Source organism: Pseudomonas sp. BF-RE-25 (genome assembly GCF_019956105.1).
GTDB lineage: Bacteria > Pseudomonadota > Gammaproteobacteria > Pseudomonadales > Pseudomonadaceae > Aquipseudomonas > Aquipseudomonas migulae.
This window is the reverse complement of record NZ_JAHBDB010000008.1, coordinates 87,598-108,991: the sequence shown is the minus strand read 5'-3', so window position 1 is coordinate 108,991 and position 21,394 is coordinate 87,598. Positions and strand designations below refer to the sequence as shown.

Here is a 21,394-nt window from a genome sequence, read left to right as displayed (position 1 = left end):
GAAAAGCTAGAAGTTAAAACCGCGTGTTTTTGAGGAACTCAGCCAGACGCGGTGATTGCGGGCGTTCGAACAGCTCCTTGGGAGGCCCCTGCTCTTCGATACGCCCCTGATTCATGAAAACGATCTTGTCCGAGACCTCGAAAGCGAAGCGCATTTCGTGGGTCACCAACAGCATGGTCATGCCATCCTCGGCCAGGCCTTTGATCACGCTCAGCACTTCGCCCACCAGTTCCGGGTCGAGGGCCGAGGTGACTTCGTCGAACAGCATCAGGCTCGGGTTCATTGCAATCGCCCGGGCAATCGCCACGCGCTGTTGCTGACCACCCGACAATTGCCCCGGATAGTGATCACGGCGCTCCAGCAAACCGACCCGCTCGAGCCATTTTTCGGCGAGCGCGACAGCCTCGTCCTTGTGCAGCTTTTTGACCTTGAGCAAACCCAGGGTGACGTTCTGCAATGCGGTCAGGTGCGGGAACAGGTTGAACTGCTGGAACGCCATGCCGGTCATGGCGCGATGACGGGCGATGACTTTTTCCGGGTGGCGTATGCGTTTGCCGTTGACCTCGTCATAGCCGATGGATTCGCCATCGAGCATGATCTGTCCACCCTGGAATTCTTCGAGCATGTTCACGCAACGCAGCAGCGTGGTCTTGCCCGAACCGCTGGAGCCGATCAGCGTGACCACGTTGCCGCGCTGCATGGTCAAGTCGACGCCCTTGAGCACTTCGAGCTGGCCATATTTTTTGTGCAGCCCGCGAATGTCCAGCAGGGGCTGCTCATTTGGAACGTTCGAAACTTGAGGTTGAGTCATGGCAAGGCCACCCGCTTTTCAATGTGCCGGCCGAGTAATTCGATGGCGTAGTTGATGACGAAAAACAGAAATCCGGCGAACAGGTAAAACTCCAGCGTCATGAACGTCCGGGCGATGATCTGCTGGGTGCTGAGCAGCAACTCGGCCACGCCGATCACCGACAGCAGCGTCGAAGCCTTGACGATCTCGGTGGACGAATTGACCCAGGTCGGCAGGATCTGCCGCAGCGCCTGAGGCAACAGCACGTAACCGAGGGCTTGATAAAACGTCAGGCCAATCGCCTTGCTCGCTTCCATCTGCCCGCTCGGCAACGCTTGCAACGCGCCGCGCACAATCTCGGCGACGTGGGAACCGCAGAACAGCGTCAGCCCCAAGGCTCCGGCCTGGAATGCACTGATCTGCCAGCCCAATGCGGGCGCCATGTAGAAGCAAGCGAGTACCAACACAAACACCGGTGTGCCGCGAATAATGTCCACGTAAAAACGGAACGGCGCGCGCATCCAGAACTTGCCGTAAGTCAGCACCAGACCGGCGACAATGCCGACCATCGTGCCCAGCAAAATCGCCAGCGCCGAGACCTGCACACTGGTCAGGAAGCCTTGCCACAACACTTCGCGGGCAACCCATAACTCATGCAACCAACTGGGTGATTCGTACATGAGGACCTCCTATCGGCGGATCGCCAGACGCTGCTCGAGGTAACGCAGCATCATGGCAATGAGGTAACAGGCCGCAACATAGAGCGCTGTGGTCACCAGCCAGGTTTCAATCACCCGGTAGCTCTCGACATTGATCTTGCGCGCGTAATAGGTCAGCTCGGGCACGGCTATCGCCGCCGCCAGCGAGGTGTCCTTGAACAGCGAAATGAAGTTGTTCGACAAGGCCGGCAGCACGTTGCGCAACATCACCGGCACAGTGACGTAGGCCTTGACCTGCCACTCGCCCAGGCCGATGGCCAACCCGGCTTCGCGCTGCCCCTTGGGAATGCTCAACAACCCGCCGCGGAACACTTCGGTCAGGTACGCCCCGGCATACAGCGACAGGGTGATGATGAACGACGGGATCTTGTCCAGACGGATCCCCAGGCTCGGCAACGCGAAGTAGATCAACAGAATCAACACCAGAATCGGTGTATTACGGATTACCGTCACATACACCGACGCCATCACCCGCAATGCGCGGTGCTTTGAGAGCAAAGCAAACGCCATCATCAGGCCGATCACGCAACCGATGGCGATCGACACCAGCGCCAGCTCCAGGCCCAGGCCAAGCCCCGCCAGCAAGGTGTCGAAATCGCGCCACACGGCGGCAAAGTTCAACTGATAGTTCATGGTCAGCAGTACCTTGAACGGGGCGCGTTATGCGCGCCCCACTCTCACGGGGTCATTTGAATTCGACGGGAAAACCGATGGCCGGGGTAGGCAGATCCACACCGAACCACTGCTTGAAGGACGCCGCGTACGTCGGGAATTCAACGCCGGTCATGGCTTCATGCAACGTGGTGTTGACGAAGTTCAGCCAGTCCTGATCGCCGCGTTTAACTGCGCACGCGTACGTTTGCGGGCTCCAGGCGTAGGTCGGGCTGCGATAGCGGCCCGGGTTCTGCACCATCAGGTACTTGACCGAAGACTGGTCGGTGGCAGCGGCGTCGGCACGGCCGGAGTTCACGGCCTGGTACATCAAATCCACGCTGTCGTACTGATCGACCTTGGCCTTGGGCAGCGCCTGGTGCACCAGTTCTTCGGCGTAAACGTTCTGCAGCACCGCCACGGTCACGCTGTCATTGGCCGCCTTGAGGTCTTCGATTTCCTTGTACTTGCTGTTTGCCGGCAACAGCAGGCCGACACCTTCGCGATAGTACGGCAGCGTGAACGCCACTTGCTGCGCACGGCTGGCGGTCACGGTAATGAACTGGCAACTCATGTCGACCTTGTCGGTCAGCAGGTTGGGAATCCGAGCATCGGACGACTGCACCACGAACTCGACCTTGCTCGGGTCGTTGAACAACCCTTTGGCGACCATTCGCGCGATATCGATATCGAACCCCTGCAACTTGCCGTCCGCTCCCTGGAAATGCCACGGCGCATTGGTACTGCCCGTGCCCACGATCAGTTTCCCACGGGCCAGCACGCTATCGAGCTTGCTGTCCGCCGCCTGGGCAACGCCCATGGCAGCAGCCGAAGCTGCAAAGAGAAAAACACACGCTTTAAACAAGGAAGGTCGACGATGCATGGCAAGCACTCCAGGATGATGTGTATTCCGCTATACCGGAATCGAGTATGTAACAACGGAATAGACAGCAGAAAGTGTGCCACAGGTTGTGGGGCCATTTCTCGGAAAATTACAAATCGAGGGAAATCAACGGGATGCGCTGCAACACGAAAAAACGGTAGCGCTCGTGCAACCGACTGGGCGCTACCGTTCGCCACAACGGGCGGGTAAAAGCATCTCAATTGGGCGAAGGCTGACCCGATCGGGTGCGCCGCCTTGCCTGCGCCCGGCTCACACCTACATCTCAACCCGGAACAAACCGCTTAACCCTCCTTTGTTATAGAACAAGCCATCGAGCAGTTCGATTGCATACCCGGCCCTGGACTCCTTGCCGATGAGTGTCCGCAGCACGGCCGGATCCACTTGAAAGCTCAGAAAACCATCCGCGGTCGTGCGAATCTGCTGCCACTCCAACAAGTATTCGACGCCTGGACCACAAGGTGGAGGAACGTCGGGACCGCACGGGATGCCACCTGTCGTGGAGTAAATCCTCAAACCCAGGAACATTCCCCGGTGCAGACCGCGAATCGGGGGAATACGGAATGTGGCGCCATTCGGAACATCTGCAAGTTTGAGGACGCCGTCCCGTGCCTCGACAATCTCGACATCCGGCAGGTGGTCGATGTCCAGTTCGCCAGTGGCCACCACGAAGGAGAAGGCATGGGAGCTCGACTGCGTGCCATCCGGGTGGCTGACGGTATAGCTGACGTCAACCGTGCCCCCCGAGTGCATTAATACGGCGGCGTCGGGAATAGCGACCTGTTGCAGACCGGTAGAAACAACGGGATGAGGTTCGGCCTCATATTTCCCTCTATCGCTAAGCAACGTGATGTACACGCAATCGCCTGGCGCCAGCGCGGGATCAGAGATATGCGTGGTCACCACGCCGGGGCGGTAGTCGACCAGCAGCGGAAGAAACACTCGCACGACTTCGTACGCGGAAAACCACACCGTCGGTGCCGTGAGTAAAGAGAGGGAGTATCGTGATTGCCTATCGAAAAAACCGCTGTCCACTGCTGTCGAGATCATGCCGGCCACCCTTCCATATCCAGAGATGAATTCATCAAACTGGCTGAAAACTGTCGGCACGGCCTGGACTCCAACAATCAACCGAGTGCAATCAAGCCCCCGGAGCGACACCCTTGTCTACTGTCAATACTGACAGGTGGCGACGTCTGCGCACGGGCATCCTCGTTGGTGCTGAGCGGCAAGACTATGTGCAATACCGATGTGGAGAACGCATCGCGTATACTCGACACCCGGAAATGGCTTTCAATCCGAGTCTGCCAAGCTGATCGTAAAGACGCGAGACCAAAACCGGCTCGCTGGGCCCTTCATTGCGCCGGACTTAACGTTTTGGAAAACTGCCATCCAAGAGCCACTATCGACCGAGCATTCGCTGTAATTGATTGACATCAATCAAGCGTCGAACCGCATTGGACAAGCTCCGATGCGGCTGCTTTCATTTACATCTCAGTAAGCGGTATAGCGCTGCCGGCCTTGGGCCAGAGCCTTGTCACATTCCCGGGAGGGATCAATGTCTTTCAACATCATGATGGTTTTCGGCACACGCCCGGAGGCCATCAAGATGGCGCCACTCGCCAGAGTGTTGCGTCAATGGCCCGGGGTCGAACTGAACATCTGCTCCACCGGCCAGCACCGTGAGATGCTCAAGCAAGTACTCGATTCCTTCGAATTGACAGTCGACGAAGACCTGCAAGTCATGACCAAGGGGCAGACCCTCAACGGCTTGTCACAACAACTGCTGATCAACCTCGATCAGGCTTACGAGCGGGCGAAACCCGACATCGTGCTGGTACACGGTGATACCACCACCAGCTTCATCGCCGCCCTCGCCGCCTTTAATCGCCAGTTGCCAATTGGCCACGTCGAGGCCGGGTTGCGTACCGGTAACTTGCGCGCACCCTGGCCGGAAGAAGCCAACCGCCGCCTGACGGGCGTCATCGCCGACCTGCATTTCACACCGACCATCAAGGGCGAAAACAATCTGCTGCGTGAAGGCGTGCCCAAAGCCAGCATTGAAGTCACCGGCAATACGGTGATCGACGCACTGTTGTGGATGCGCACCCATCAGCAGGAAATCAACTGGCATCCTGCCGCCGATTCGTCGCTGGCAATGCTTGAAGACCATCGACGTCTGGTACTGATCACCGGCCACCGCCGGGAGAATTTTGGCGATGGTTTCCGCAATATCTGCCAGGCGCTCGCCGACCTCGCCGTGCGCTACCCGGATGTGCAGTTCGTCTACCCGGTGCACCTGAACCCGCAGGTGCAGAAAGCGGTGTATGGCGTGCTGTCGGACAAGCCGAACATTTATCTGGTGGCGCCGCAGGACTACCAGCATTTTGTCTGGCTGATGGGGCGTGCGCATTTCATCCTCACCGATTCGGGGGGCATTCAGGAGGAAGCACCCGCTATCGGCAAGCCGCTGCTGGTGCTGCGAGATGTCACCGAACGGCCGTCCGTGCTCGAAGGCGGGACCGTGTTGCTGGTGGGCACCGACACCGACCGCATCGTCAAGGAAGCCAGTCGTTTGCTGGATGACGAGGTTCACTTCGAACGCATGAGCCGCGTTCACAGCCCCTACGGTGACGGCCACGCCAGCGAGCGCATCGCCACTCGATTGTGTGAGTGGCTAGGTGAGCGCTCGGCGGCGGTCAAAGCACGATGAGTTTCGGTTTTGTCGATTTTTTTGCCTACGTCCTGTTCGGTCTCAAATACCTCGCGATCATCCTGGCGTTTTTGATGTTCATCCTCGGGCTCGATGACCTGTTCATCGACCTCGTGTACTGGGGCCGCAAGCTGGTCCGGCGCTGGCGGATCTACGAAAAATTCAAGCGCGCGGACGAAGAACGCCTGTACGCCATTGCCGAAAAACCCCTGGCAATCATGGTCCCGGCGTGGAACGAAGTCGGCGTGGTCGGTGAGATGGCGCGCCTTGCGGCGACGACCCTCGATTACGAGAACTATCAGATTTTCGTCGGTACGTACCCCAATGATGCCGAGACGCAGGCCGACGTCGATGCGGTCTGTCAGCACTATCCCAACGTGCACAAAGTGGTCTGCGCCCGCCCCGGCCCCACCAGTAAAGCCGACTGCCTGAACAACATCATCGACGCGATCCTGCGCTTTGAAAGCGAGGCGAAAATCCAGTTTTCCGGGTTCATTCTGCACGATGCCGAAGACGTGATTTCGCCGATGGAATTGCGCCTCTTCAACTACCTGCTACCGGCCAAGGACCTGATCCAGATTCCCGTCTACCCCTATGCGCCGGAGTGGCGAGGCTTCACCGCCGGGCATTACGTTGATGAATTCGCCGAGAACCACGGCAAGGACGTGATCGTCCGCGAAGCCATGACCGGCCAAGTGCCCAGCGCCGGAGTCGGCACCTGCTTCAGCCGTAAAGCCATCAGCGCCCTGCTTGAAGACGGCGACGGCATTGCCTTCGACGTGCAGAGCCTGACCGAAGACTACGACATCGGTTTTCGCCTAAAGCAAAAAGGCATGAAATGCATCTTTGCCCGTTACTCGGTGACCGACCCGAAACTGGCGCTCGAACACCCCTGGGCATTCGGCATGGACCGTGTGTTTTCCCAGGTGATCTGCGTTCGCGAGCATTTCCCCCGGGACTTTCAGCAGGCCATCCGCCAGAAATCCCGCTGGATCGTCGGCATCGTCTTTCAAGGCACCAAGAACCTCGGCTGGAGCCCCACGGGCGTGCTCAACTATTTCCTCTGGCGTGACCGTCGCGGAATGATCGCCTACCTGCTGACGTTCCTGGTCAGCTTGCTGTGCATTGTGCTGTTGGCGATGTGGCTGATGACGGTGATTGCACCGACCGCCTGGCACTATCCGTCGATCCTGTCCACCAGCCCGGTACTCGCGATGCTCTTGTGGCTCAACGGGTTTATGCTGATCAATCGGCTGTTCCAGCGCGGCTGGTTCGTCACCCGTTACTACGGACTGGTGGAAGGCCTGCTGTCGACACCGCGCACGATATGGAGCAATTTCATCAACTTCTTCGCCAACGTGCGGGCGCTGCGTCAGGTCATGGAAATGGGTGATTCGCGGCGCGTGGCGTGGGACAAGACCACCCACGAATTCCCGGCCCTGACCAAGACCCAGCGCACGCCGCTGGGTCATCGCCTGGTGGAAAAAGGTCTGCTCACCGAAGAAGAACTGGAAGCGGCCATCACCAGCCCGATACGCCGACGTCTGGGCCACGAACTGCTGCTGCGTGAACACATCAACAGCACGCAACTGGTAGAAACCCTCGCCGAGCAGTTGAACCTTGAGTGGGCGCCACTGAACCCGTTCAAACTCGACAAGCACCTGATCGACGCCGTGCCGCGCAAGATTGCCTCCCACTACGGCGTGTTGCCCGTGGCGGAGGAAGGCAACACCCTGGTGCTGGCTTCCGAAGGCCCGGTGAGCCAGGTCTCGCTCGGCGCCATCAGCCGTCAATTGAAACGCCCGGTGCGCTGCCGACTCGCGCCGCAGGGCCGGGTCACGTTGGGTATCCGCTACTGGTACGCCAGCCCTCGTCAGAATCAGGAAGTGCACCACATGCTCGAAGTGCTTGAGCGTCATCAGGACGATGAAGCCTTGCTCGAACGCGTCAGCCATCACCAGGTGCTGCTGGGCAATCTGCTGCAAGTGCGCGGCATGGTCCCGCCGAGCCTGTTCAATCAAGCGTTGATCGACTTCGATGCCGAGCACATGTCCTTGGGTGAACACCTCATCTCGCGCGGCATGATCACTCAGGAAGTGCTCGAACAGGCCCTGGAAGATCAGGCCAGTGAACAGCAAGCTGCCTACCGCATTGTCCGGGAGGTCGCATGAAGCCTGATCGTCATACCCTCCTCGTCGGCAGTCTGTTGCTGGGCCTGGCGGCTAGCTCGTGGGTACAGGCTGAACCGCTGACCGAATTCGAACAGTTTCGCAGTTTCCCCTACATGGATCGCAGCTACCGCGAAGCGAAAAAGGGCAACTGGGCCGAAGTCGAACGGCTGATGCGCCACCTGTTGACCAAGGTGCCGAAAAACGATGAAGCCCGCGCCCTGCTGGTCGAAGCGCTGGCCAGGCAGCGACGGTACAAGGACGCCGTGCAGTCGCTGCCGGACAACCCGGACAACAACGACGCCTTGCTCAACCTGCGCCTGACCTGGATCGAACAGGATCCTCCGGGCAGCGAGCAGGTAGAACAATGGATCGCCAGCAGCAACCTCAGTCAGCGAGTACGCCTGTGGCAGGCCTATAGCCTGAGCCTCGCGAAATTTGGCGGCGCCGGCAAAGCTCACGACTGGCTGGCGCAGCTGGCGCCCAAGGGTGACGACGACATTCTGCGCATGGCCCGCTCCAATTGGTCCGAGCAACTGCGCGACTGGGACGGTACCATCGAACAACTGGCGCCACTGGCCGCCAGCAAGCAACTGGACGCCGAAGGTTGGCAGCGACTGGCCAATGCCTATGTGCAGCGGCTCGACGAACAGCCCTTGCTGCAATTGTTGCAGCAAGCCCCGTCACCCGAAGCCGCGCGCAAGGCCCGCCTCGCGATGATCGATCGGGCGATCGCCATGGGCCAAGTGCAACAGGCTCAACGCTGGATGCAAACATTGCCCGCCAGTGACCTGACGGATCCGGCGCAACGCCAGCGCCTGTGGGAACTGGCGCGACAAAGCGGCGATGTACCGACCGTGCAACGCTTGAGTGGCGAATTGCAGCGCCCGTGCATGGAGACGGCCGAATGGTTGTCCAGCCGCGATCCGCAAGTCGCACGCACGCAACTGCGTGGGTGCCAGCCAAACGATGACCCGCAAACCTGGTTGATCCTGGCCCAGCGTCTGCAAGACACCGAGCTGCTGCAAGGCACGCGCCTGCCCGAACCGTGGGACAGTCAACGCCAGGCACGGCTGCTGGACATCTGGCAGGACCAGGGTGAGAGCGACAAAGTCATGGCCTGGCTCGCCGGCCAGCCACAGACGGCTGATGTGATCAAACGCCGGGCCGAACTGGCGCAAGCCCTGGGTCGCAATACGGAAGCTGTAACGCTCTGGGAGCGGCACTACCAACAGACCGGCAACCTTGGTTCGCTCAATCAGGCCACGTATCTGGCGCTGAACGCCGGTCAACGCGAACACGCGCAACAAGTGCTCGAAAACGCGTATGACCGTCATGCCGGCAAGTTGCCCGTTGCCCTGCTGCAACGGCTGGCGGGGCTCTATGCCTCGTCGACGCCGACCCCGGCGCAGCAGAAACGCATGGTGTCGCTGCTCAATCGCGTCGATCCCGCCACACGCGGCCAACTGCTGGCGCAACTGGCCGAGAAAGGTCAGTGCGATGCGGTGCAACAAGCCATTGGCGACCACCCGCGGGTCGCAGGCGACTATCGAGCCCTGGGCCGTTGCGCGATGCCGGGCCGGCCGGGTGAAGCCGTCTTCTACTACCAGACCGCGGAAAAACTCGGCGACCGTGGCAGTCGTCTGCCACTGGCGTATGCGCTGGAAGCGTCCGGGGATTCGGCGGGCGCCCTGGCCATCTGGCGCAGCCTGCCGGAGGCTGAGTTGAGCGATAACGCCAAACTGACGGCCAGCCGCAGCGCCCTCACCGCAGGCGACACGCAGCTCGCAGAACGTTACTGGCAACACAGTCGCGCCCGGGGGGCCAATGAATGGGCGCTGGGCGCGGCGATTGCCGACGCGCGCGGCGATCATCTCGAAGCATTGCAACGTCAGCGCTCAGCCTTGCAACAGGCGCCGGATGCCGGGCATTTTTACGCAGCGTCGGTCACCGCGCAAAAGGCCGGCGAGCTGGCGCAAAGCACTGCGTGGCTCGCCGAAGCCGTGCGTCGCGAACCGGACAACCCGCGCTATCGCGCCGATTACGGCATGCGTCTGGCGGGGGCCGACACCCGGGAACAGCGCGTCCACGCCATCCCTTATCTGCAAAGTGCCACCCGGGATTTTCCGGAAGACTATCGCCTCGGTGAAACCCTGGCGCTGCGTTATGACGAAGTCGAAAACAGCGCGGCAGCGCGCAAGGAGTTGCGTCGGATCATTGATCTGGAACAGCACCCGGTGGCCGACGACGATGAGAAGGCCAGCATGGAAGCCAGGCGTTATCGCCAACGCCGCGCTCATGAAACGCTGTCCCGTCGCGACAGCCGCACGCTGGCCAGCACCTGGTCACCGGCCGGCGTCTCGACCAACGACAGCTTCCGCCCCAACGGCACCCTGCGCGATACCTCACGACGCGCCACCTCACAGAACGTGCAAGTGGCGATCTGGGACCATGCGCTCGGTGAAGAGCCGAGTCGCGCTGGCAGCACGTTGTCGGTTTATGGTCGCGTACTGCTTGGCGGTCGGGGCCGGTCGAGTTACGGCGAATCCCTCGGCACCGGCGTGGGTCTGCGTTACAAGCCCTGGGGAACGGCGAACATCAACTTCTACGGCGAGCTCTACAAGCAGAGCTCGTTCGATGGCAACGACAATCAGCACATTAGCCTGGGTCAATTGCTGATTCCTGAAAAACTCGCCGATCAGTTCAACGATCACCGCCAGGACGGTCACACCAGCACCGATTACCTGCTGCGCGCCACAGCCTCGTTTCTTGATCAGGGACGGTTCCGCAACGATTGGCGCATCGATGAAAATGATTGGGAAGAACGCTTCCTCTACCTCGACGCCGCGTGGTGGACCAAGGCCGGTGATCACCAATGGCTGTCGCGTTTCCAGCAAGGTCACACCTGGAAACTGCCGTTCAACGGCGCACAAACCGTCATGCCATACGGCTTTCTCGAGTTCGCCAACCAGGACCCGAACAATGACTGGCGCCAGGACCTGCGCACCGGTATCGGCCTGCGCTGGCAATGGTGGTTCGACGACGACATCTACAACGCTTACCGTGCGCACCTGACGGTTCGTACCGAGTATCAGCAATCCCTGAGCGGCAACCTGTATGAAGGCGGCAACGGTGTGTTGCTGGGTGTGGAGTTGAATTTCTGATGACGCGTTTTCTCCTGGTTCTTTGCCTGTTAATGAGCAGCACAATGGCCCGCGCCGATGAGCGGATTTTTTACCAACCCCTGAACGTCGACGCCGGTTTGAGCCAGGCGCAATGGCAACGGATCTGGCAGGACACCGCCAAAAACGGCGTACACACCGTCATCGTGCAATGGACGGCGTACGGTGATTCCAACTTCGGCGGCGCCGAGGGCTGGCTCGCCAGCAGTTTGAATCTGGCCCATGAACAGGGCCTGAAACTGGTGCTGGGCCTGAGCATGGACCCGGCCTATTATCAGCGCATCGATGAGCTGGACAGCGCCGGGCTCGCGGTTTATTGGCAGGCGCAACTCGGACAGTCGCTGGCTCAGCAACACCGGCTGCGCCAGGACTGGAAACTGCCGGTGAGCGGTTGGTACCTGCCGATGGAACTCGACGACTTTCACTTCCTGGCGGTGGAGCGACGGCAAACCCTGCAGCGCCAACTCAAGGATTTCGCCGGCAAACTGGACGCACCGTTGCACGTCAGCGCCTTCACTGCCGGCAAACTTGCGCCACAGGTAAACGGCCAGTGGCTGGGTGGACTGGCGAGCGCGGGGGTTAACGTGTGGTGGCAGGACGGCACGGGCACCGGGCGATTGCCGCCACTGGTGCGCAACGGCTACGCCAGCGCACTGCCCTGCCCGGTCGGTATCGTGCGCGAAGCGTTCCGACAAGTCAGCGTCGAGGGCCAACCGTTTCGCGGGGAGCCGGCCACCCCCGACGCCACGTCGGCAGGTTGCCATCCGACGGCGGTGTTTTCCCTGCGTTATCGACCGTGGGGCAAGGTAATTCTCGACAACCAACGCAAGCATCAGGTCAGCGAATAATCACCCGCCAATCCGCGTCAGAAACACCCGCGTCACCCGCCGCTCCTCAACCGCCATCACCGTCATGCGCCAGCCTTCCCACTCATGGCTGTCGCCAATCATCGGCAGTCTATCCAGCATGCTCATCACCAACCCCGCCAAGGTCTGATAGTCCTCGGTCGGTTCTACGGCGAACCCGGTACGCTGGCGAACCCGCATCAGGTTCAACGCACCATTGACCCTGAACCCGCCCGGCTCTTCCACCACGTCCGGCCCCTCGATTTCGCTGGCGTCGGGCAACTCACCGGCAATCGATTCGAGAATGTCGGTCATGGTCAGCACGCCCACGAAGTCACCGAACTCATTGACCACAAAGGCGATGTGCGTCGAGGCCTGGCGCATCTGTTCCAGGGCATTGAGAATCGAATAACTGTCCAGCAAGTTGATGGTCTTGCGCGCCAGATGCTCAAGGTCCGGCTCGTTGCCGGCCAGGTATTCCTTGAGTAATTCCTTCTTGTGCACGAAGCCCAGCGGCTCATCCACCGCACCGTCGCGTATCAACGGCAGGCGCGAGTAGGACGAATGCATCAGCCGTGTACGAATGGCTTCTGCGTCGTCGGACAGGTCGATGTGATCGACGTCGGCGCGGACCGTCATCAAGGTGCGAATCGGCCGCTCGGCCAGTTGCAGCACGCCGCTGATCATCACCCGTTCACGACGGTCGAACAGCTCTTCGCTCGGCGCCTCGCCGTTGTCGAGCATGTCGGCAATCTCTTCGCCAACCTCTTCCACCGCCAGTTTGCGACCACCCAGCAAACGCAAGACCGCGTGGGCCGTGCGCTCGCGCATCGGCCGCAGGCCCTGCATGGACTTTTTGCGGCGCGCCCGGGCGATCTGGTTGAACAGCTCGATCAGGATCGAAAAACCAATGGCCGCGTACAGGTAGCCCTTCGGAATATGGAAGCCCAGGCCTTCAGCGGTCAGCGCGAAGCCGATCATCATCAGGAAGCCCAGGCACAGCATGATCACCGTAGGGTGTGCGTTGACGAACCGGGTCAGCGGCTTGCTGGCGACAATCATCAGGCCGATGGAGATGATCACCGCGATCATCATGACCGCCAGCTCATCGACCATGCCCACGGCGGTAATCACCGCGTCGAGGGAGAACACCGCGTCAAGCACCACGATCTGCGCGACGATCGGCCAGAACAGCGCGTAAGCCGTGTTGGACGAGCGCTGGCCGACATGGCCTTCAAGTCGCTCGTGCAATTCCATCGTCGCCTTGAACAACAGGAACACACCACCGAACAACATGATCAGGTCACGGCCGGAGAAACTGTGCTCGAACACCTCGAACAGCGGCTGGGTCAGGGTCACCAACCAGGAAATACTCGCCAGCAGGCCCAGGCGCATCAGCAAGGCCAGGGACAAACCGATGATTCGCGCACGGTCACGCTGCTCGGGCGGCAGTTTGTCCGCCAGGATCGCGATAAACACCAGGTTGTCGATACCGAGCACCAGCTCCAGCACGATCAACGTCAACAGGCCCAGCCACGCGGTGGGGTCAGCTATCCATTCCATAAAAACGTCTCGATCTCTTCAGTGAATTCAGAATGCCGGGCACGGCAAGGCGCGGCGCAGAGGCCGTGGAGCTGCAATGACAAGGGTGTTCGGAAGGCGAAAGACCGGGTGTTTCGCGTGTATCAGGCGCGCACGATGGCGCCGAGAGGAAGGATAACCGGGGGGCTCCGAGAGGGTGTTCATGCAAGTCCTGAAAGGAAAAAGGCCTTGGAGCGTACAGGTGAAAGCGACTTTTCCTACAGCCAGAAATCATTACAAAATCTGTAGAAGGTCAAAAGATCGCAGCCTTCGGCAGCTCCTACAGAACATCGTCGAACGACTGTAGGAGCTGCCGTAGGCTGCGATCTTTTAACGGTTTTTTACCCGCTCGATATACCGCACCACCGCCGCTGACTTCTCAAACCGCCGATAAACCAACGACAACCACGAGCTCACCTCACACCCGTTGATCGACCGGTAAACCACACCGGGCAACCCGACGTGCCCGACCACCGACTCCGGCACCACCGCCACGCCCTGCCCCAGCGACACCAGCGCCAGCACCGCCACCAGCCCGCCGGGTTGCGCCCCGAGTTTCGGCGCAAACCCGCCCTCGGCGGCGACTTGCAAGGTGCCGCTGATCTGCTCCGGCAGGATGAACGTCTCGCCCTGCAAATGCTCCGGGCCGATCTCGGTCAAACGGCACAGCCACGACTCGCTCGACAGCCCCAGCACAAAACCTTCCGCGTCGAGGCGAATGGCTTCCAGCCCCTCGGGCAACGTCATGGGTGAACGCACATAACCGATATCGAACCGGCCTTCGAGCACCATCGCCGGCAAGCTCGCCATCGGGCTTTCGCGCACGTTGAGGCTGACGTCCGGGCATTCGCGGCTGAACGCTTGCACCTGCTTTTGCAGCAGGCCCGAGTACACCGCAGAGGCCACGTAACCCAGCTCGATATGACCGATATCCCCTCGCCCGGCGCGCTGGGCGTTGCGTTGGGCGTACTCGAATTGCCGCACTGTTGCCTCGGCTTCGATCAGCAGTGCGGCACCGGCTTCGGTCAGGCTGACTTCACGGGTCTGGCGCACGAACAGTCGCGTGCCGAGTTCGTTCTCCATGTCCTGGATCTGTCGAGTCAAGGTCGGCGGTGCGATACCGAGTTGTTCGGCAGCACGCGTGAAGTTGCCTTGCCGGGCAACGGCCAGAAAGTAGCGGAAATGCCGTATGTCCATGGGCGTATTAGCTCAAAGGTAATGAAGTGCCGATTTTCGGCTAACGAAGCGCACAAGCGGTCGCGATAAGCTCATTCGGCAATCACAGTAGAGAGCCCACAGCATGTACGTCAAACCCCTTTTCGCCGTTACAGAAAGCAACCTTGTGCAAAAGGCAATCCGCTCATGAGCCGCGTCAATCCGCGCCTCACATTGCTGACCGCCTCTGGCGTGTGTTCGTTGATCGTCCTCGACACCAACATCGTCGCCGTCACCCTGCCGACGATTGCCCGGGACCTGGGTGCCAATTTTGCCGACATCGAATGGGTGGTCAGCGCCTACATGCTCGCCTTCGCCGCCCTGTTGCTGCCGGCGGGCAGCATCGCCGACCGCTTCGGCCGGCAGAAAACCTTGCTCTGTGGCCTGGGCATTTTCATTCTGGCGTCCATCGGTTGCGGCGCTGCGCCCAACGCGTTGTTCCTCGACATCGCACGGGCGATCAAGGGGGTCGGCGCGGCGTTGCTGCTGACCTCGGCCCTGGCCTCTATCGGCCATACGTTTCACGATGAAGCGGAACGAGCCAAGGCCTGGGCGTTCTGGGGCGCGTGCATGGGCGTGGCGATGACCGCCGCGCCGACCGTCGGCGGGTTGATCACTGAATTCATTGGCTGGCGCTGGATCTTCTACCTCAATTTGCCGGTGGGCCTGTTCCTGATGGTCATGGTCTGGCGTGCGGTGCCGGAATCCCGCGACCCTCAATCCGCGCGCCTCGATCCGTGGGGCAGCCTGGCGTTCAGTGGCAGTTTGCTGTGCCTGATCTGGGGCCTGATCGAGGCCAACCGGATCGGCTGGAACAACCCGATCACTTACGCCCGACTGATCGGCGGTGCGCTGTTACTGGGGTTGTTCGTCGTGATCGAGCGGATGCAGCGGCGGCCGATGGTCGACCTGCAATTGTTCAAACACCCGCGCTTCATTGGCGCGCTGCTGGGGATGTTTGCCTACGCCGGTTGCGCGCAAGTGATGATGACGTTGCTGCCGTTTTATCTGCAAAACGGCCTGGGTTTCTCGGCCATCGCCTCGGGACTGGGCATGTTGCCGTTTGCCCTGACCATGTTGATTTGCCCGCGTATCGGCGTGCGCCTGGCCAGTCGGTTTGCCCCGGCCACGTTGATGGCGGCCGGTTTGACCCTGGTCGGCAGCGGCAATCTGCTCAGTGCCTGGGCGGTCAGCAGCGGCGGTTACCTGCCTTTTGCCCTGGCGATTGCCGTCACCGGCGCGGGGGCCGGGCTGCTCAACGGCGACACGCAGAAAAACATCATGGCCTGCGTGCCCAGGGAACGTACCGGGATGGCCTCGGGCATGAGCACCACCATGCGTTTCAGTGCGATCGTGCTGGCCATCGGCGTGTACGGCGCGTTGCTGTCCAGCCATGCCGAACAGTTGTTGCGCGCAGATTTGTCGGCACAAGGCTCGCAATGGCTCGCCCAGACCCAGGGCATCGCGTCGCGGGTGGTGGCCGGTGACATGCCGGCAGCGCTGGACCTGTTGCCGGAAGCCGCGCGCAACGTGGTCGAACCGTTGGCCCGACAGGCGTTCGTCGGCGGCTTCAGTCTCTTGTTGTTGGTCGCCGGATTACTCGCATTGCTGGGGGCATTGGTGGTGGGCACGCTGATGCGCAATCCGATCCCCGCCCCATCGGCTGCCGCCATCAGCGCGAAGGCTTGATCGACGCCAGAGCCGATTCACCAAATTTCATCCCGGTCTCGTTTTCCTGCTTGACATTAAAGTGAGCTTTAAGCTTAGCCTCTGTTCTCCACTGATGAGGAGTCAAGCATGTCGCCCTTCCAAGCGTTGAATTTGCCCAACGGCCAGACAATCGGCAATCGCATTGCCAAAGCGGCGATGGAAGAGAACCTTGCCGACACCGGGCAGGCGCCGTCCGATGCACTGTTTCGCTTGTACCAGGCCTGGGCCGGGGGCGAAGCCGGGTTGTTGCTGACGGGCAATGTGATGATCGACCGCCGCGCCATGACCGGCCCCGGTGGCGTGGTGCTGGAAGATGAACGCGACATGGAACGCTTTCGCCAATGGGCAACGATTGGCCGCTCCGGTGGCGCGCAATTCTGGATGCAGCTCAATCATCCGGGGCGCCAGACCATGGCCAACCTCGGCCAGCAAGCGTGGGCGCCCTCGGCGGTGGCACTGGATCTCGGTTCATTTTCCAAGATGTTTGCCGAACCCAAACCGATGTCCGAAGACGATATCGCCGAGGTGATCACGCGCTTCGCCACCAGCGCTGCCCTCGCCGAAAAGGCCGGCTTCACCGGCGTGCAGATTCATGCGGCACACGGTTACCTGATCAGCCAGTTCCTGTCGCCATTGACCAATCGCCGCACCGACCGCTGGGGCGGATCCCTGGAGAATCGCGCACGCTTGTTGCTCGACGTGATCAGCGCCGTTCGCCAGGCCGTATCACCGAAATTCTGCGTCTCGGTAAAACTCAACTCGGCCGACTTCCAGCGCGGTGGCTTCGACGCCGACGATGCCCGCCAAGTGATCCAGTGGCTCAACGAGCAACCGATCGATTTGCTTGAGTTGTCGGGCGGCAGCTACGAAGCACCGGCCATGCAGGGCGAGGCACGCGATGGCCGGACCCTGGCGCGGGAAGCGTACTTTCTGGAAATGGCCGGCGAACTGGCGAGCGTGGCGCGTATGCCGGTGATGGTGACCGGCGGGATTCGGCGTTTGGCGATCGTCGAACAGGTGCTCGACAGCGGCATCGCCATGGCCGGCATCGGCACGGCGTTGGCCCTCGAACCGCAGTTGGTCAAACACTGGCGCGAAGGCCGGAACAGCCATCCGCAACTGCCGCCGATCCAGTGGAAACGCAAACCGCTGGCGGCATTGGCGAGCATGGCTGTGGTGAAATTCCAGCTCCAGCGCCTGAGCCGTGGCCGCAAGCCCCGGCCTGAGGTGTCGGCAGTCTGGGCGCTGATCCTTGACCGTTTGTACATTGGGCGGCGTACGCGGCAGTACCGACAGGCGATGGGGGCATTGAATCCACCAAACTACCGTCCGGAGAAACGCAGTCGCGACAGCTGCCGCAAATCCCCCGCCAGGTAATAATCATCAGTCCAGCTGTCATCCACCTTCAACGGCTGCACCTGTTTGAGCGCAAGTTTCTTCGCGAAGTAGCGAAAGCGGTAATGCTCGTAGAACCGCAGCAACTCCAAACCATAACGATCAGCCAGATCGGTATCGCCGCGCACGATCAGGTAGTTCTCGTCGTTGCCGTTGCTGGCCGCAGCGCTGAGGTTGTGGCTGCCGCTGATGATCGTCGGCGCGTCGCTGGTGAAGTCGGTGACCACGGCTTTGGTGTGCACCAGCAAATTGCCCTTCTGGCCCTTCATGTTCTCTCGAAGCCAACCTTCCAGCCCGGTGTTGAGCAGCGCAGTCGCGGCAAATTCGGCGCTGCGATCAGCGTGAAAACCGGTGATGCGGCTAGCGGTGTTTTGCAGGCCGTAACGCAAAATGTCGTCGTGGGGCTGGCCGAGCAGCGCGTTGAGAATGTCATCGGGCAAGGCGAACGCCGTGACAAACAGCACGTCCTTTTTCGCGGCGTTGATGATCTCGACAAACGCCCGCAAATCACCCTGCCCCGAACGCGGTGAGAACCCGGCGAACAACGGTTGCTGCGGGTCCATCGGGTTGTGTTGCGTGATCCATTGCCGGGTGGCGCCGACGTCGTCCGGTGTCGCCCAGACTTGCTCGAAGGTCTGCAGATAGCTGGCGCTGATGCGCGCGTCGTCCAGCACATGCACCACGTTGGCCTGGCGATAAACGCCATTGGGCGTGAAATTGGTGCTGCCGCACAGCACCGCTTCTGGCTGAAGCTGCCCGGCGGCATCGACCCGGCTCAGCACCATGTATTTGTTGTGGAAGATGTTATGGGTGACACGCCCGCGCTTGTTCGCCGCCGGGATCTTTTCCAGGCTGGCCTGGTTGATGATCGTGTCGTCATCGTCCGGTTGTGCGTGATACAGCACACGAACCTTCACACCCCGTTCGAACGCCGCGTTGACGGCATCGACGATCACCTGCAACTCGTACTCGTAAATGGCAATGTCCAGCGCCCACTGACCATCCAGCGCCCGTTCGATAAACCCCAGCAAGCGCCCGAGCAAACCGTTTTCCAGCCACTGGCGCGGCGCATCGGGCCAGGCTTCGATGGGCAGGTTCTTGTTTGCGCTGATCAACGCGTCGAGGTCGGGAAACTTGCGCTGGAATGCCTGGCTGGCAGCCACCGCGCGGTTGAAAATCACACTCTGATTGTGCGGCAGGCCGTTGTCGGACGTGACGGTCACTTCGAGAAATTCGCCCAGCTGCGGTGCATCTGCGCTGCCATAGGCGAGGTGGATTCGGTAATGGATCGTCATCCCCGGATTGACCGCGTAATCGGCCCAGCGAAATTTCTGCAACGGCGCGAGGTTGCTCGGGGTGGCGTGAAACTGCGGGAACGTATGAGCCTTGCCGGGGAACGTCAGGCTATTGAACAGGAACAACCAGGGCTTGCTGCCTTGCTGTTTTTCGATGGCGAAACCCAACAGGCCCTTGCGGCGGGATTCGGCCAGGTCCATGGCCAGCAGCACGCCGTTGGTGCCGGCGTAGGCTTTGACGCGGAAATCGTCCTGACTGTTTGTGGCTAGAACACGCATGCTTCACTCCTGTGAATGGCTGCTTTCAGAGCATAGGGCAGGGATGCCGGTAAGCCGTGATTATCCAAAACCAAATGGATGCCATCGCGAGCAGGCTCGCTCCCACATTAGATCTACAGTGAACACATTATTTGCGAACGACATAGCCCCCCTGTGGGAGCGAGCCTGCTCGCGATGGGGCCAGAGTAAACACCCAAATAACTCAGCCTGAAACCAGCTCATCAATATGCCGATAATCCGTTTGCAGCTCTGCTGCCAACTGCCGCGCCCGCCCCAGCCGGATTGGTCCACGCTCGATGTCGATCAGCAGCCCCGGACACGCCAGCGCTGGCAACCCCGACCACTCCTTCAACCGCCCATCGGTCACCAGCAACAACCGTTGCTGCTCCGCCGGAAAGCGTTTTTGCCGGACCGCGAGCCATCGCCCCGCTTCGCCCAGTGCCGCCAGCAACGGCGTACCGCCGCCCGCGCCAAGGCCATCGAGCCAGTGGCGCAACCCGCTGGAAGCTTTCAATCCTTGCACTTGCCACTTCGGCGCATGGCCGCTGGCCGTCAGCAACGCCAGGTGCGCACGCTGACGGTAAGCGTCGTCGAACAACTGCGCCAACAGCCCCTTGGCGTCGCTCAAGGCCTGGTGCCGGCGCGTCGAGGCCGAGGCGTCGACGATCACCAGCCACAGCTCATGGGGCGAACGGGTGCGCAATTGAAACAGCACATCCTGGCGTTGGCGCGGGCGGCCGTTGAGCAAGGTGCCGGGCCAATTGATCGAGCCGTTGCGGGCGGCATGACGCTTACCCTGTTTGCCGTGGTCCAGCCGTCCGGCGCGGGGCCTGGCATTCGCCCCCGCGTCAGATCGAGGGCGAATGCCTAGGGCTTTTTTGGCCAGCTCGGCACTTCACATCGAGCGCCGACCGGCAGCGCCTGCGCCGGCATTTCGCCCCATTGACCCTGGCCTTCGCTCGGGCTGGATGGTTGCGGCGCGGGTTGCCGGGCCTGTTGCGGCGCCGGTGGCGACTGCTCGCGACGACGATGGCGCAAGGCGAACTCGGCAACGGCATCGATATCTTCCTCGGCAATGGCGCTAGCCCCCCGCCATGCCGCATGGGCACGGGCGGCACGCAACCAGACCAGATCGGCGCGCAGGCCATCGACACCGGCGGCGAAACAGCGCTCGGTAATCTGTGCCAGCGCCTCATCGTCCAGGGGGATGCTCGCCAGTGTGCTGCGCGCTGTCTGGCAACGCTCACGCAAAGACTGCTGCTGGCTTTCCCACTCGGCGCAGAAGCGTTGCGGATCGCTGTCGAAATCCAGCCGCCGACGGATGATCTGCCCACGCTGGGCGGGTGCGGTATGACCGCTGAGGGCGACGTTCAGGCCAAAGCGGTCGAGCAGTTGCGGACGCAACTCGCCCTCTTCCGGATTCATGGTGCCGATCAACACGAACTTTGCCGAATGCCGATGGGAAATGCCGTCACGCTCGATCAGGTTGGTGCCGCTGGCGGCGACGTCGAGCAGCAAGTCCACCAGGTGATCGGGCAGCAGATTGACTTCATCGACGTAGAGCACGCCGCCGTCAGCCTTGGCCAGTACGCCGGGCGAAAACTGCGCACGACCTTCGCTCAGGGCGGCGTCAAGGTCGAGGGTGCCGACCAGGCGTTCTTCAGTGGCACCCAGCGGCAAGGTGACGAACTGACCGCTGGCGAGCAGGTCCGCGAGGCCTCGGGCCAGGGTGGACTTGGCCATGCCGCGTGGACCTTCGATCAGCACGCCGCCGATTTTCGGGTCTATGGCGGTGAGGTACAAAGCGAGCTTGAGATCGTCGGCGCCGACCACGGCGGATAAGGGGAAATGCGGGGTGTCGGTCATTATCAAATCTCGGTCATGGTCGGTGAAATGCTTCTAACTGTGGGAGCGAGACCGGCTTGCCGGCGATAACGGTGTGTCAGGCAA

Annotated in this window: 16 protein-coding genes; 6 read left to right on the top strand and 10 right to left on the bottom strand. The window is 61.1% G+C overall.

Annotation, left to right across the window (positions count from 1 at the left end; all coding sequences use genetic code 11):
- Positions 1–13: 13 nt before the first annotated feature.
- From KGB24_RS04665 to KGB24_RS04645, 5 genes are all read right to left on the bottom strand, one after another.
- Positions 14–811: an amino acid ABC transporter ATP-binding protein gene (locus KGB24_RS04665; RefSeq protein ID WP_008033043.1), complete on the bottom strand. Its 798-nt coding sequence runs from the start codon at positions 809–811 to the stop codon at positions 14–16.
- Positions 808–1,470, bottom strand: a complete 663-nt coding sequence (locus KGB24_RS04660; RefSeq protein ID WP_008033040.1) for an amino acid ABC transporter permease — start codon at positions 1,468–1,470, stop codon at positions 808–810. Before KGB24_RS04660 ends, KGB24_RS04665 begins: the two co-directional genes overlap by 4 nt.
- 9 nt (positions 1,471–1,479) lie before the next feature.
- The gene (locus KGB24_RS04655; RefSeq protein WP_008033038.1) at positions 1,480–2,142 is read right to left on the bottom strand and encodes an amino acid ABC transporter permease; all 663 of its coding nucleotides are present in this window, start codon (positions 2,140–2,142) and stop codon (positions 1,480–1,482) included.
- A 52-nt stretch (positions 2,143–2,194) separates the two neighbouring features.
- Positions 2,195–3,043 (bottom strand): transporter substrate-binding domain-containing protein, encoded by an 849-nt coding sequence (locus KGB24_RS04650; RefSeq protein WP_008033036.1) that lies wholly within the window; start codon positions 3,041–3,043, stop codon positions 2,195–2,197.
- A 276-nt stretch (positions 3,044–3,319) separates the two neighbouring features.
- Positions 3,320–4,171, bottom strand: a complete 852-nt coding sequence (locus KGB24_RS04645; protein ID WP_223415967.1) for a hypothetical protein — start codon at positions 4,169–4,171, stop codon at positions 3,320–3,322.
- A 448-nt stretch (positions 4,172–4,619) separates the two neighbouring features.
- Between KGB24_RS04645 and wecB the strand changes: the two genes are divergently transcribed.
- Genes wecB through KGB24_RS04625 form a run of 4 tightly spaced genes read left to right on the top strand, consistent with a single transcriptional unit; the run spans position 4,620 to position 11,972 of the window.
- Positions 4,620–5,774: a non-hydrolyzing UDP-N-acetylglucosamine 2-epimerase gene (wecB, locus tag KGB24_RS04640; protein ID WP_008033034.1), complete on the top strand. Its 1,155-nt coding sequence runs from the start codon at positions 4,620–4,622 to the stop codon at positions 5,772–5,774.
- On the top strand, positions 5,771–7,945 hold the full coding sequence (gene nrfB, locus KGB24_RS04635) for a cyclic di-3',5'-guanylate-activated glycosyltransferase NrfB (protein ID WP_223415966.1): 2,175 nt from the start codon (positions 5,771–5,773) through the stop codon (positions 7,943–7,945). Before wecB ends, nrfB begins: the two co-directional genes overlap by 4 nt.
- On the top strand, positions 7,942–11,106 hold the full coding sequence (locus tag KGB24_RS04630) for an NfrA family protein (RefSeq protein ID WP_223415965.1): 3,165 nt from the start codon (positions 7,942–7,944) through the stop codon (positions 11,104–11,106). The genes nrfB and KGB24_RS04630 overlap by 4 nt, the downstream gene beginning before the upstream one ends.
- Complete coding sequence (locus KGB24_RS04625; RefSeq protein ID WP_223415964.1) at positions 11,106–11,972, top strand: DUF4434 family protein; 867 nt, start codon at positions 11,106–11,108, stop codon at positions 11,970–11,972. The genes KGB24_RS04630 and KGB24_RS04625 overlap by 1 nt, the downstream gene beginning before the upstream one ends.
- On the opposite strand, the gene KGB24_RS04620 is transcribed toward KGB24_RS04625, so the two are convergent.
- Both KGB24_RS04620 and KGB24_RS04615 read right to left on the bottom strand, forming a co-directional pair.
- Entirely contained in the window at positions 11,973–13,532 is a 1,560-nt protein-coding gene (locus tag KGB24_RS04620; protein WP_223415963.1) for a TerC family protein, read from the bottom strand.
- Positions 13,533–13,880: 348 nt separating this feature from the next.
- Positions 13,881–14,747, bottom strand: a complete 867-nt coding sequence (locus tag KGB24_RS04615) for a LysR family transcriptional regulator (RefSeq protein WP_223415962.1) — start codon at positions 14,745–14,747, stop codon at positions 13,881–13,883.
- Between the two features lie 165 nt (positions 14,748–14,912).
- Between KGB24_RS04615 and KGB24_RS04610 the strand changes: the two genes are divergently transcribed.
- Together KGB24_RS04610 and KGB24_RS04605 are read left to right on the top strand one after the other, a co-directional pair.
- A complete protein-coding gene (locus KGB24_RS04610) occupies positions 14,913–16,454 on the top strand; it encodes an MFS transporter (protein WP_223415961.1) in 1,542 nt (513 codons plus the stop codon).
- A gap of 108 nt (positions 16,455–16,562) precedes the next feature.
- Entirely contained in the window at positions 16,563–17,852 is a 1,290-nt protein-coding gene (locus KGB24_RS04605) for an NADH:flavin oxidoreductase/NADH oxidase family protein (RefSeq protein WP_411736636.1), read from the top strand.
- On the opposite strand, the gene KGB24_RS04600 is transcribed toward KGB24_RS04605, so the two are convergent.
- The 3 genes from KGB24_RS04600 to KGB24_RS04590 all read right to left on the bottom strand — a co-directional run bounded on the left by KGB24_RS04600 (position 17,798) and on the right by KGB24_RS04590 (position 21,310).
- Positions 17,798–19,444 carry a phospholipase D-like domain-containing protein gene (locus KGB24_RS04600; RefSeq protein WP_223415960.1) on the bottom strand — a complete coding sequence of 549 codons (1,647 nt, stop codon included), beginning with the start codon at positions 19,442–19,444 and terminating at the stop codon, positions 17,798–17,800. The two genes, KGB24_RS04605 and KGB24_RS04600, sit on opposite strands and share 55 nt — an antisense overlap.
- 202 nt (positions 19,445–19,646) lie before the next feature.
- The gene (locus KGB24_RS04595) at positions 19,647–20,258 is read right to left on the bottom strand and encodes a vWA domain-containing protein (RefSeq protein WP_081500207.1); all 612 of its coding nucleotides are present in this window, start codon (positions 20,256–20,258) and stop codon (positions 19,647–19,649) included.
- A 53-nt stretch (positions 20,259–20,311) separates the two neighbouring features.
- On the bottom strand, positions 20,312–21,310 hold the full coding sequence (locus tag KGB24_RS04590; RefSeq protein ID WP_223415959.1) for an ATP-binding protein: 999 nt from the start codon (positions 21,308–21,310) through the stop codon (positions 20,312–20,314).
- Between the last annotated feature and the right edge of the window lie 84 nt (positions 21,311–21,394).

Excerpts from the sequence above, each read along its gene's own strand:
- KGB24_RS04655 (WP_008033038.1), bottom strand. The coding sequence starts at position 2,142 with ATGAACTATCAGTTGAACTTTGCCGCCGTGTGGCGCGATTTCGACACC.
- nrfB (WP_223415966.1), top strand. The coding sequence starts at position 5,771 with ATGAGTTTCGGTTTTGTCGATTTTTTTGCCTACGTCCTGTTCGGTCTC.
- KGB24_RS04610 (WP_223415961.1), top strand. The coding sequence starts at position 14,913 with ATGAGCCGCGTCAATCCGCGCCTCACATTGCTGACCGCCTCTGGCGTG.
- KGB24_RS04590 (WP_223415959.1), bottom strand. The coding sequence starts at position 21,310 with ATGACCGACACCCCGCATTTCCCCTTATCCGCCGTGGTCGGCGCCGAC.
- KGB24_RS04650 (WP_008033036.1), bottom strand. The coding sequence starts at position 3,043 with ATGCATCGTCGACCTTCCTTGTTTAAAGCGTGTGTTTTTCTCTTTGCA.
- wecB (WP_008033034.1), top strand. The coding sequence starts at position 4,620 with ATGTCTTTCAACATCATGATGGTTTTCGGCACACGCCCGGAGGCCATC.
- KGB24_RS04625 (WP_223415964.1), top strand. The coding sequence starts at position 11,106 with ATGACGCGTTTTCTCCTGGTTCTTTGCCTGTTAATGAGCAGCACAATG.
- KGB24_RS04660 (WP_008033040.1), bottom strand. The coding sequence starts at position 1,470 with ATGTACGAATCACCCAGTTGGTTGCATGAGTTATGGGTTGCCCGCGAA.
- KGB24_RS04605 (WP_411736636.1), top strand. The coding sequence starts at position 16,563 with ATGTCGCCCTTCCAAGCGTTGAATTTGCCCAACGGCCAGACAATCGGC.
- KGB24_RS04665 (WP_008033043.1), bottom strand. The coding sequence starts at position 811 with ATGACTCAACCTCAAGTTTCGAACGTTCCAAATGAGCAGCCCCTGCTG.
- KGB24_RS04620 (WP_223415963.1), bottom strand. The coding sequence starts at position 13,532 with ATGGAATGGATAGCTGACCCCACCGCGTGGCTGGGCCTGTTGACGTTG.
- KGB24_RS04630 (WP_223415965.1), top strand. The coding sequence starts at position 7,942 with ATGAAGCCTGATCGTCATACCCTCCTCGTCGGCAGTCTGTTGCTGGGC.
- KGB24_RS04600 (WP_223415960.1), bottom strand. The coding sequence starts at position 19,444 with ATGCGTGTTCTAGCCACAAACAGTCAGGACGATTTCCGCGTCAAAGCC.
- KGB24_RS04615 (WP_223415962.1), bottom strand. The coding sequence starts at position 14,747 with ATGGACATACGGCATTTCCGCTACTTTCTGGCCGTTGCCCGGCAAGGC.